Annotated in this window: 5 protein-coding genes and 1 pseudogene; 2 read left to right on the forward strand and 4 right to left on the reverse strand. The window is 72.1% G+C overall.

What is annotated here, in order from left to right; genetic code table 11:
• Nucleotides 1-79: 79 nt before the first annotated feature.
• Nucleotides 80-1,429, reverse strand: a complete 1,350-nt coding sequence (locus tag GV126_RS16720; protein WP_236570265.1) for a TadA family conjugal transfer-associated ATPase — start codon at nucleotides 1,427-1,429, stop codon at nucleotides 80-82.
• A 95-nt stretch (nucleotides 1,430-1,524) separates the two neighbouring features.
• Nucleotides 1,525-2,625, reverse strand: a pseudogene (gene ssd, locus GV126_RS16725) (septum site-determining protein Ssd); the annotation flags it as partial.
• A 580-nt stretch (nucleotides 2,626-3,205) separates the two neighbouring features.
• Here ssd and GV126_RS16730 point away from each other — a divergent pair.
• Complete coding sequence (locus GV126_RS16730) at nucleotides 3,206-4,039, forward strand: HAD family hydrolase (RefSeq protein ID WP_159667364.1); 834 nt, start codon at nucleotides 3,206-3,208, stop codon at nucleotides 4,037-4,039.
• A 386-nt stretch (nucleotides 4,040-4,425) separates the two neighbouring features.
• On the opposite strand, the gene GV126_RS16735 is transcribed toward GV126_RS16730, so the two are convergent.
• Nucleotides 4,426-5,289, reverse strand: coding sequence for a Fic family protein (locus tag GV126_RS16735; protein ID WP_236570022.1), 864 nt, complete (start codon nucleotides 5,287-5,289; stop codon nucleotides 4,426-4,428).
• A 100-nt stretch (nucleotides 5,290-5,389) separates the two neighbouring features.
• Between GV126_RS16735 and GV126_RS16740 the strand changes: the two genes are divergently transcribed.
• Nucleotides 5,390-6,370 (forward strand): ATP-binding protein, encoded by a 981-nt coding sequence (locus GV126_RS16740; protein WP_159667367.1) that lies wholly within the window; start codon nucleotides 5,390-5,392, stop codon nucleotides 6,368-6,370.
• A 110-nt stretch (nucleotides 6,371-6,480) separates the two neighbouring features.
• Here the strand turns inward: GV126_RS16740 and GV126_RS16745 are convergent, their stop codons facing one another.
• Entirely contained in the window at nucleotides 6,481-7,752 is a 1,272-nt protein-coding gene (locus tag GV126_RS16745) for a polysaccharide deacetylase family protein (protein WP_159667370.1), read from the reverse strand.
• Between the last annotated feature and the right edge of the window lie 312 nt (nucleotides 7,753-8,064).

The following is an 8,064-nucleotide window of genomic DNA, read 5'->3' on the forward strand; positions in this document are numbered from 1 at the left end:
GACAGCCGCCCCCGCGCACACCATGACCGCTCCCAGGGCTCCCGCCCCCGCGGGCACCTCGCCCATCGTGTTCATCCGCTCACCACGTCCCCTCCCTGCTCACCGCGCCCACCACGCCGTCGGCGCGCCCGCCACCACCCACAAGCTCCAGGCCGCCCCGAGGCGCCACGCCACCCGTCAGCTCCGCTACGCCCGCAGCCGCCGCGCCGCCCGTCAGCTCCGTCCCGCCCGCAGCCGCCACGCCGCCCGTGAGCTCCGTCCCGCCCGCAGGGTTCTCGGCGTCCGCAAGCTCCTCGCCGTCCGCGCGGAGCAGTTCCCGCAGTCGCGGCCACCCCCGTTGCGCCACGAACGCCTGCGGTCCCCAGCGCAGCGCCGGCACCGTCCGGACCAGGCCGGACGCCTCCCGCTCCAGCACCCGGACCTCGGCGATCCGCCGCCGCCCGGAGCGGTCCCGGGCCAGGTGCAGCACCACCGACAGGGCGGCCGCGAGCTGGCTGTGCAGCGCCGCCCGGTCCAGCCCGGCGGCCGTGCCCAGTGCCTCCAGCCGGGCGGGCACGTCCGCCGCCGCGTTGGCGTGGACCGTGCCGCACCCGCCCTCGTGGCCCGTGTTGAGGGCGGCCAGGAGATGGACCACCTCGGCGCCGCGCACCTCGCCCACGACGAGCCGGTCCGGCCGCATCCGCAGTGCCTGACGCACCAGGTCCTGGAGGGTCACCAGGCCCGCGCCCTCCTGGTTGGCGGGTCTGGTCTCCAGGCGGACGACGTGCGGATGGTCGGGCCGCAGTTCCGCGGAGTCCTCGGCGAGCACGATCCGCTCGCCCGGTCCGACCAGGCCGAGCAACGCGCTGAGCAGAGTGGTCTTGCCGCTGCCGGTGCCTCCGCTGACGAGGAAGGACAGCCGCGCCCCGATCAGTGCCCGCAGCACCCGGTCGCCGCCCGGCGGGACCGTGCCCGCCGCCACCAGTTCGCCGAGTGTGAACGCCCGTGGCCGTACGACCCGCAGCGACAGACAGGTGCAGCCCACGGCGACCGGGGGCAGCACCGCGTGCAGCCGGGTGCCGTCCGGCAGCCGGGCGTCCACCCACGGGCGGGCGTCGTCCAACCGGCGTCCGGCCACGGCGGCCAGCCGCTGGGCGAGGCGTCGTACGGCCGCCGCGTCGGGGAAGACGACGGCGGTGCGTTCCAGCCCGCCGCCACGGTCCACCCAGACCTGGTCCGGGGCCGAGACGAGGACGTCCGTGACGCCGGGATCGGCCAGCAGCGGCTCCAGCGGGCCGCTGCCGATCAGCTCGGAGCGCAACCGCTCGGCCGCCCCGAGCACCTCCGCGTCCCCGAGCACCCGGCCCTGCTCCCGCAGCGCCTGCGCCACCCGCGCGGGTGTGGGCTCGGCGCCGCTCTCGGCGAGCCACTGCCGTACGCCGTCCAGCAACTCCGCGGACGGGCCGGGGCGGGCCGCATACCCGCCGTCTGCGGGGCCGGCCGTGCCGGCGACCGGCGTGCGCCGTTGCCCACGCGCCGCCCCCACGCGGCACCCGCCTCGATCAGGGTCCGCTCCCAGAACGCCGTGCAGAACCGGGCCAGTGGTCCGCGCGCGGCCGCGCCGGGCGGTGTCCTGCCCTCGCCGGGCCGCCGCAGCCCCGACTCCAGCGGCACCTCGCCGACCAGCGGCAGGCCGAGCAGCCGCGCCACCTCCCGCTCGTCCAGGCCGGGCGCGAACGGCCCGCGGACCACCACGCGCAGATCGCGCAGGACCATGCCGACGGCGGAGGCCACCCGTGCGGCGGCCGCCACGGCGCGCAGCTCGGCGGGCACCACGAGCAGCCCGACGTCGAGCTGGGCCAGGGCCTCGGCGACCCCCTCGTCGACACGGCGGGGCAGATCGACCACCACGGCCCCGCCGCGTCGCCGGGCCGCGGCCAGCACCGCCCGCACGGCCGGCGGCGGGATGGCGGCGCAGTCGCCGCGGGCCCAGCTGAGCACCCGCAAGGAGTGCAGCTCGGGCAGCGACTCCTCCAGGGCGCCGCCGCCGACCCGGCCGCGCGAGGCGGCGAACGCTGGCCAGCGCAGCCCCTCGGCCGTCTCCCCGCCGAGCAGGACGTCCAGCCCGCCGCCCGGCGGATCGGCGTCCACGAGCAGGGTGCGCAGGCCCTCCCGCGCGGAGGTGACGGCGAGCGCGCACGCCAGCGTGGACGCGCCTGCTCCGCCCCGGCCGCCGATGACGCCCACCGTGACGGCGGGCCGGCCGACGCCCTCGGCGACGTCGGCGATGCGGTCGACCAGCCACTGCTCACCGTCCGGCAGCACCAGCACGTGGTCGGCGCCGATCTCCACGGCACGCCGCCAGATCCCTGGATCGTCCTGGTCACGGCCGACCAGCACCACACCACGCCGGCGCGCGGCCCCGCGCACGCGCCGTGCGGCGTCGTCGCCGACCAGCACCAGCGGCGCGGCCTCCCAGCTGCCCCTGCGCTCCGGCAGCCCGTGATGGACCTCCGGTGTGGCGCCCGCGGCCGCGCACAGGCGCAGCAGGTCGTCCAGGAGCTGGGCGTCCTCGGTGACGATCAGCGGCCTGCCCTGCTGCCCTGCGGTGCCGGGCGGCGGATCGTGTGTGACGGTTCCGGTCACGGGTCGCTCCCCCTTCGCTGTGTCTCGCGCGGCCCTTCGGGCCCCGCGAATCCCGACCATGTGAAGAACCGGCAACCGGCCTCCATATGGGCGGCCGATACGAACCGGCCATACGCGCCCGGCAAACAGAACCGGCCATCAACCGGCCGCGAGCGGTGCGCGCAGGAATCACGGTGCAGCGATCCGGAAAATGTTGTGGATCTTGATCGAAATCTGTGGACAACTCGGCGCCTGTGAATATGGCCATCACCCAAACCGGTGACCGCCGGGCCCGTTCCGCCAGGACTTCCGCAGCGCAGCATCACCGCTACGGACAGTCACGGATCAAGGGCCTGCGCACAGCACCCGGGCAGCGCGAAGCCGACCGCCCGATGGCGGTCGGCGATGACGGGAAAACCCACCCGGACATGCGACGACCCCCGCCGGGGGGGAGAGCGGGGGTCGTCTCCACGGCCGACTCGGGGGGGGAGGAGTCGGGCCGGGTTAGCACGGTCGCGAACGATCCGTGACTTCCATGGTGTACCCGAGAGGCCTCTCAGGCAAACCCACGCGCCCACCTTACGCCGAATGGGCTGCCCCTATGCTCAGGGGTGTGGAAAACCACTCCTTGCCGCGGACAGCGGCCTTCTTTGATCTGGACAAGACGGTCATTGCGAAGTCGAGCACGCTCACCTTCAGCAAGTCCTTCTACCAAGGCGGGCTGATCAACCGCAGGGCCGTCTTGCGTACCGCATATGCCCAGTTCGTCTTCCTCGCCGGCGGCGCGGACCACGACCAGATGGAGCGGATGCGCGCCTACCTGTCGGCGCTGTGCCGCGGCTGGAACGTGCAGCAGGTCAAGGAGATCGTCGCCGAAACGCTGCACGACCTGATCGACCCGATCATCTACGACGAGGCCGCCTCCCTCATCGAGGAGCACCACGCGGCCGGGCGGGACGTCGTCATCGTGTCCACCTCGGGCGCGGAGGTGGTCGAGCCGATCGGTGAACTGCTGGGCGCGGACCGGGTGGTGGCCACCCGGATGGTGGTCGGCGAGGACGGCTGCTTCACCGGCGAGGTGGAGTACTACGCCTACGGCCCGACGAAGGCGGAGGCGATCCGGGAACTGGCCGCGTCCGAGGGGTACGACCTGCGGCGGTGCTACGCCTACAGCGACTCGGTCACCGACCTGCCGATGCTGGAGTCGGTGGGCAACCCGCACGCGGTGAACCCGGACCGCGCGCTGCGCCGGGAGGCAGTCGCCCGCGGCTGGCCGATTCTCGACTTCCACCGTCCGGTGCGGCTCAAGCAACGGCTGCCCGGCCTGTCCGTGCCGCCCCGTCCGGCGCTCGTCGCGGCGGCGGCCGTGGGAGCGGCCGCCGCGACCGCGGGCCTCGTGTGGTACGCGAGCCGGCGCCGGGGCACGGTCGCCTGAACGGCCGGCGGCACACCGGTAGGCGACCAGGAAACGCGACCGCTTATGACCGTTTTGACCTAAAAGTAAAGAAGTGCAGCCAGGGGTTCCGCTTGTCCCCCGCGTGCAGTACAAAGGACTCAAGGCCCGCGAGACCGAAGGACATCCGAAAGGATTGCCTTTAGACGCATCCGGCCCCACGGACCGAGCATGAACACCGGGCACCCACGCGACGTCGACCCGTCGATTACGGGCCAGCCGCACCAGGTCACGGGCAAAGATCCCGACCTGATGGGCGACATTCGAGGACGCCTGGTAACTCGGTGTTCATGCCAGCGGCGGTACGAGACCTCGTACCGCCGCAACCCTGTGTCCGTACGGGCGAGCGCCCCCGACGGGGGCCCGTGTCACGCGGCTCCGCGCTGCAGCGCCTCGCACACCGCCGTCGATTCACGCGCGCCCAGTTCCACCGCCTTGGCGCAGTGCCCGATCCAGGCGGCCATGCCCTCCGGAGTCCCCGACACATACCCGTCCAGAGCCGCCAGATAGGCCGCGCGGCCCAGTTCGGCATGCCCCACCTCGGCCGGGCAGACCGCCTTCGGATCCAGACCGCTGCCGACCAGGACGATGCGCTCCGCCGCCCGGGCGACCAGGCCGTTGTGGGAGACGAACGGGCGCAGCGCCAGCAGTTCGCCGTGCACGACGGCCGCCACGACCAGAGCGGGCGCGGAGGTGCCGGCGAGGATCAGCTCGGCCAGACCCTCCAGCCGACCGGAGACCTCGGCGGCACCGGGCAGCGGCAGTTCGACCAGCGACTCGTCGACGCCCTCGCCCTCCTGCCGGGGCCGGCCGACGGCGTCCTCCGCTCCGGCGGCGGCCACCAGGTGCAGCCGGGCCAGGACCCTCAGAGGTGACTGCCGCCAGATGGACAGCAGTTGACCGGCCTCGGCCGTCAGCCGCAGGGCCGCGCCGACCACGCGCGCCTCGTCGTCCCCGCTGAAGTCGGTGCGCCGGCGCACCTCCTCCAGCGCCCAGTCCGCACCGGACAGCGCCGCGGAGCCGCGCGCACCGCGCAGCGCCGCCTCCGAGGTGATCGCGTTGCTCCTGCGCCGCATGATCCGGTGGCCGTAGACCCGGTCCACGGCCTTGCGCACGGACTCCACGGACTCGGCCACACCGGGCAGGGAGCCCAGGACGGCAAGGGGATCCCCCTTGCCCGCACTCGTACGAGAACTCGGAGGAGGCTCGGCGGTCGCGCCTGTCGTACTCATGCGTACGACCCTACGCATCCGACCGGCCGACCCCACGAAGGAGTGGTCTTCTTCACTTCGCCCACCACGCACAGCCATCATCTCACTACCCTTCGTGAACATGAAAATTGCTTTCGTCGGGAAGGGCGGCAGCGGCAAGACCACGCTGTCCTCCCTGTTCATCCGCCATCTCGCGGCGGCCGGAGCGCCCGTCGTCGCGGTCGACGCCGACATCAACCAGCACCTGGGGGCCGCACTGGGCCTGGAGGAGGCGGAGGCGGCCGCGCTGCCCGCGATGGGCGACCGCCTCCCGCTGATCAAGGACTACCTGCGCGGCAGCAACCCGCGCATCGCCTCCGCCGAGACGATGATCAAGACGACCCCTCCCGGTGAGGGCTCCCGGCTGCTGCGCGTGAGCGAGAACAACCCGCTGTACGACGCCTGCGCACGCGAGGTGGAACTCGACGGCGGCACCGTCCGTTTGATGGTCACCGGCCCCTTCACGGACGCCGATCTGGGGGTCGCCTGCTACCACTCCAAGACGGGAGCGGTGGAGCTGTATCTGAACCACCTGGTGGACGGCCGCGACGAGTACGTCGTGGTGGACATGACGGCCGGTTCGGACTCCTTCGCCTCCGGGATGTTCACCCGCTTCGACATCACGTTCCTCGTCGCCGAGCCGACCCGGAAGGGGGTCTCCGTCTACCGCCAGTACAAGGAGTACGCCCGCGACTTCGGCGTCGTCCTCCGGGTCGTCGGCAACAAGGTGCAGGGGCAGGACGACCTGGACTTCCTCCGCGCCGAGGTCGGGGAGGACCTGCTCGTGACGGTCGGGCACTCGGACTGGGTGCGTGCCATGGAGAAGGGACGGCCGCCCCGGTTCGCGCTCCTGGAGGACGCCAACCGCCGGGCCCTGCACACGTTGCAGGCCGCCGCCGACGCCACGTACGAGCTGCGCGACTGGGAGCGCTACACCCAGCAGATGGTGCACTTCCACCTGAAGAACGCCGCCTCCTGGGGCAACGAGCGCACCGGAGCCGACCTGGCCGCGCAGGTCGACCCCGGCTTCGTCCTGGGCGAGGGCGTCGCCACCCCCGCCTGAGTCGCCACCCCAGCCTGAGCAGGGCACCGGCCGCACAGGAGCCCGCCTGGGTCGTGTCCGCGAAGTAGCGCCGTCTGCCCGCAGGCCAGGCGGGACTTTGCGGACACCACCTACGGCCTGGGCGCCCCGGGTACGCCCCTGGGCGCCGGAGCCGGGCGGGCCGACAGGAAGGACGCCCAGCCCCGCTGGGGCGCCTCGCCGACCTCCAGGGTCCGGAGCCTGGCGAGGACCTGCGGATCCTGGGCGTCCAGCCAGTCGACCAGTTGGTGGAAGGAGACGCAGCGCACCTCGGGCTTGGTGCACACCTCCTTCACGACGTCCTCGACGGCGCGCATGTAGGTGCCGCCGTTCCAGGACTCGAAGTGGTTGCCGATGACCAGGGGGGCGCGGTTGCCGTCGTAGGCGCGGTAGAAGCCCTTGAGCAGGCCGTCGCGCATCTGGTTCCCCCAGTGGTCGTACTGGGCGGGGTCGCCCTGGGTCTGCGTGCCGGACTGGTTGACCATGAAGTTGTAGTCCATGGTCAACTGCTCGAAGGTGTGCCCGGGGAACGGCACCAGTTGCATGGACAGGTCCCACAGGCCGTGGCGCTTCTTGGGCCACACCTGGTTGTTCACACCGCTGCTGTCGTATCGGAAGCCCAACTCGCTCGCCGCCTTCATGAAGTTCTGCTGGCCCTCCAGGCAGGGGGTACGGGCGCCGATGAGTTCCTTGTCGTAGTCGAAGGGCAGCGGAGGGAGATCCGTCAGCCCGCTGGTGGTCTTCCAGGTCTTCACGAACTGCTTGGCCTGGTCGATCTCGCTCTTCCACTCGTCCACGGACCACTGGCCCACCCCGCCGTCGGGGCCGCAGAAGTGGCCGTTGAAGTGGGTGCCGATCTCGTGGCCCTCCAGCCACGCCAGGCGCACCTGCCGAGCGGTGTCGGCGATGCCCTGCTCGTCGTTGAAGCCGATGTCCGAACTGCCCGGCGTGTGCTGCGGCGGCCGGTACAGGTCGCGCTTGTCCTTGGGCAGCATGTACACACCGCTGAGGAAGAACGTCATCTTGGCGTTGTTCTCCTTGGCCACCTTGCGGAAGTGCGAAAACAGCTTCTGGCTGTCCTCGCCCGCCCCGTCCCAGGAGAAGACGACGAACTGCGGGGGCTTCTCACCGGGCTTGAGCCGCTCCGGCCTGGGCATGTGCGGCTGGGCTCCGGTGTAGGCGGTCGACCCGTCGCCGATCAGGCGCACGACGTTCCGGGGAGGCTGCGCGGGCCGGTGTTCGGGCCTCTGGGCACCGTGCGCGCCGGGTCTGGGAGTGTCGGTGCCGCTCGCGCAACCGGCGAGCGACGAGGCGCACGCCGCGGCGGCGACGACGCTCGCGGCGATCCTCTGGGTGGCGGCCATGTTCCGCCCACCTTCTTCCTTCTCTCGTCCAACGCCGAGACGGCGTGTGCTGGTCCTGTGCCGGTCGTGCCGACAGCGCGCCGCCAAGGTCGCACGGAGCCGAGAAGGAATTAATACGACAAGCCGATAAAACTCTCACTTCACCCAACAAGGTGAACTGATGCCCCATTTGCACAGAAAATCCCAGCACGAACTTTACGTTGCATTACCTTTGCTTTACCTGGCATTGGTTCAGCTGATCCGAAGGAGGCCCGAGCCATGTCCGCCTGCGTCCCCACGCACGCCGCCGACCCCGCGCGGCCCCACCACTCC

Source organism: Streptomyces mexicanus (assembly GCF_902506575.1).
Classification (GTDB): Bacteria; Actinomycetota; Actinomycetes; order Streptomycetales; family Streptomycetaceae; genus Streptomyces; species Streptomyces mexicanus.

Excerpts from the sequence above, each read along its gene's own strand:
- GV126_RS16730 (WP_159667364.1), top strand. The coding sequence starts at position 3,206 with ATGCTCAGGGGTGTGGAAAACCACTCCTTGCCGCGGACAGCGGCCTTC.
- GV126_RS16735 (WP_236570022.1), bottom strand. The coding sequence starts at position 5,289 with ATGAGTACGACAGGCGCGACCGCCGAGCCTCCTCCGAGTTCTCGTACG.
- GV126_RS16740 (WP_159667367.1), top strand. The coding sequence starts at position 5,390 with ATGAAAATTGCTTTCGTCGGGAAGGGCGGCAGCGGCAAGACCACGCTG.
- GV126_RS16745 (WP_159667370.1), bottom strand. The coding sequence starts at position 7,752 with ATGGCCGCCACCCAGAGGATCGCCGCGAGCGTCGTCGCCGCCGCGGCG.